This window comes from Synechococcus sp. MU1655, assembly GCF_023630655.1.
Classification (GTDB): Bacteria; Cyanobacteriota; Cyanobacteriia; order PCC-6307; family Cyanobiaceae; genus Synechococcus_C.
Genome location: NZ_JAKUHK010000237.1, coordinates 1 through 3,172 on the forward strand (window position 1 = coordinate 1; position 3,172 = coordinate 3,172).

At 49.9% G+C, this 3,172-nt stretch carries 4 protein-coding genes; 1 reads left to right on the forward strand and 3 read right to left on the reverse strand.

Annotated elements, in window-relative coordinates; genetic code table 11:
• From kaiC to NCN04_RS09945, 3 genes are all read right to left on the reverse strand, one after another.
• The coding region (kaiC, locus tag NCN04_RS09935) for a circadian clock protein KaiC (protein ID WP_250395989.1) at positions 1–1,477 on the reverse strand (1,477 nt) is incomplete at its 3' end.
• 66 nt (positions 1,478–1,543) lie between these two features.
• A complete protein-coding gene (kaiB, locus tag NCN04_RS09940) occupies positions 1,544–1,903 on the reverse strand; it encodes a circadian clock protein KaiB (RefSeq protein ID WP_048347100.1) in 360 nt (119 codons plus the stop codon).
• Entirely contained in the window at positions 1,900–2,796 is an 897-nt protein-coding gene (locus NCN04_RS09945) for a circadian clock protein KaiA (protein WP_250395987.1), read from the reverse strand. Before NCN04_RS09945 ends, kaiB begins: the two co-directional genes overlap by 4 nt.
• A gap of 135 nt (positions 2,797–2,931) precedes the next feature.
• Between NCN04_RS09945 and rplU the strand changes: the two genes are divergently transcribed.
• Positions 2,932–3,172 (forward strand): 50S ribosomal protein L21 (gene rplU, locus NCN04_RS09950; protein WP_250395988.1); only part of this gene is annotated, 241 nt, incomplete at its 3' end.

Here is a 3,172-nt window from a genome sequence, read left to right on the forward strand (position 1 = left end):
CACGATGAGGGACGCCGCTAATAATTCTCTCGAAATTCGAGAATGAATCTTGAATCTGTGGCCCATTACCCGTGATCAAGAATTCACGAATACCGCGATCATGCCAGGAGCCACGCATCTTGAATACATTGATTGCCCTAGCCATTTCGCCACGTATCTCGACATACTGGAGCAATAAAATAGTATCAGTAATAGTTGAGATATGAGAGTCAGTGATCGAATGACTTCCCATAAACTCTTCAGAAGTATTTGTAAAAAAGCCAGCAATTTCTTCTTGCTTAGCATATCCGGTCAATGCGATCACAAACTGCCTGAAGGCATTCCGACTTACACCACGGGCCAACGCAGACAACGAGTCAATCGCCATTCGTGTTGGCTTGAATTGACTGATCTCAGTTTTAATAATCTGCAAGTGGTCTTCCAAACCGGTGGACTCCGGGTAGGCGCAAATAATCTTCAGAAGGCCATCTTGCTCCATCTGCTCAAAATCAATGCCCCAACTTGCGCCATTACGCATCAATTGAGCACGTGATTCCTCGTAGGCGAATAAAATTGCTCGCTCTTTATTATTGCAAGCATCCTCAATGAATTTTGAAATCAACAACGTCTTGCCTGTACCAGTTGCTCCCGTCGCAAGGATGATTGAATCCTTGAAGTAGCCTCCACCACACATTTCATCGAGCCGCGGCACGCCAGAACTAACCCGCACATTCGACGAACGCTGAGTGAGCCTCATCGCACCAAGAGGGAAGATGCTGATCCCGTGGACACCCATGGTGAAAGGGAATTCACCCTTCATGTGGGTAGTACCTCGCAACTTGAGAATTTCAACAGTCCGTCGTCGGCGCTCTCCCTCCAACACATTGCGGAGGATCACAACATTGTCAGAGACAAATTCTTCAACGCCGTAACGAGCGATAGGCCCATATTCATCAATTCTCTCGGTGGTCATCACAGTAGTGACACCAATCTCCTTCAAGCGTGCGATGAGTCGGAAGATCTCCCGACGCACAACAAAAACCGCATCGTATTGTTGAAAGACAGCCGTAATGGAATCGATTGCCACCCTTTTGGCTTTGTACTTTCGTATGGCGTAATTAATTCTTTCAATCAGCCCGGAGAGATCGAAACTGCCAGCCACATCCTGACCATCTGGATCTGGCGAAGCATCAAGAATAAAAAGCTTGTCTTGCTCCACCATCTCCTGCAAGTTCCAGCCAAAACTTGCAGCATTACGCAAAATATCGAGAGGCGACTCCTCAAACGTGACAAAAATCCCTGGCTCATCGTAATGAGCAATTCCATTGTGGAGAAAATGCAAGGAAAAAACGGTTTTACCCGTTCCGGACGTTCCGCTAATCAGGGTGCTGCGTCCAATTGGCAAGCCGCCATGGCACACATCATCGAAGCCCTCGATTCCAGTCGGAAGCTTCTGGACCTGCATCTGAGGGGAACCGCTTGAGCTAGAAATCTGCATAACCGCGACCTTGCTCTCCAAGGTTAATAAGGAAAATCCACAGCACCCTCTAGATCACCCCGTGACTTAAGAATCTGCCTCTTCGATATCCGGGACTTCCAACGCGTCCATCAGGGAAGAGCTGAGGTCGTTGTCAACAAGCTCGTCGTAAAGAAGATCAAGTCCGATCAGCACGCGTTCGCGATCAGAAAGATCACCAATAATCCGACGCACAGGAGGCGGAAGAATTTTGGACAACGTGGGGGTTGCCAGAATTTTGTCTTCTTCTGCAAGCTGAGGATTTTTCAAGACATCAATGACCTTTAGGGCGTAGACACCCTTGAATTCAGTTTCAAGAATATTGCGAAGCGTTTTGAGTGCACGCATCGAATTTGGTGTGTTTCCTGCCACATACAGCTTGAGGATATAAGTCTTCCTAGGGCTCATAAGGTCACCTCCGAATTCTGTAGCTGACGACGTTGAGACCCGGCAGGAACTAAGGGAACATCTCCAGGCACTGACCGTCGGTACATTTCGCAGAGGTGAGCCATGACATCCAGCAGTGCAAGGCGGTAATCCTGAAGGAAGTCGTCTTTATGCCCTTCCACTCTGAGTTGTTTCCAAAAGTCGTCAATCAGATTCATATGGATCTCAACGGTTTGGGTAATGGGCAAGTCGCCAAAAAAAGCGGTATTCACAAAACTCTCTAGAGCCTGGTTGGCAGCAGCAGGGTCACGGAAATAACCAATCAACAGATCTCGATAGGTGCGCTGCAGTGACTGCAGCAACTCGCGCTGTTCATTCGGCGGAAGATTGGCCAAAAATCGCGAAGGATCTCGTTTGTAAAAGACTCCTAGGTAGCCAAGCCTCTCCTGCAAGCGGCTCGACAACTTCCAAGCACTTCCCTCAGGCTGCCCGCCAACCGGATCGGAGTCAGAGGATCCGTCTTCAGGGCGAATGTCTTTCTGCCCGTGACGAAGAAAGCGTGAAATCGCTGCGTCAACGTTGTAGCCAAGCTGCTCAAGCTGATCACCGGGCAGGTGAACTTCTTCGGGGTGATAATCGACACGCCCCATCAACTCGCCCACGACAACGGCTGGAAACAACAAACCTCGAGCCAATAAGTCTTCCCGTGTCTGCTCTTGAAGGAGTGATTGCTCAATCACAACTGCATCAACGGCCTCACGTTGTCGTTCCAAAGCCGAGACAACATCAACCGCTGAGTCCTCCAGTCCAAGATCCACAGGCGTGTAGCGATTACCAGGCAACCACTGACAGCAAGCCGATTCGAGCTCAGGCGACCTCAACAAGAACGCGATCGTGAGTGCCGGCCTGGTCATCCAAAACGAAAAGTGTGCAATTAAATCTTGACGAAAGACAGCACGAAGGTCGAAGATCTTTGTTTGTCTTTCGATTGCGGCACAGGCCAAATCGGCGACTCCCAAGTCACCGAGCCTGGTTGCGTCCAGTAGCCCATGGCAGAAACCAGCAGCAGCAGCTCACAAACCACCCCAGAGACAGGCTCCTACGCCATCGTCGAGGCCTCTGGACAGCAATTTTGGGTGCAACCCAACCGTTATTACGACCTCGACCGTTTGCATGCAGATGTGGACGCCAAGATCACCCTTGACAAGGTGCTTTTAGTCAAGAACGGTGACGTAGCCACTGTTGGCAAGCCCTACGTTCAGGGCGCCAGCGTGGAACTCAAAGTGATGG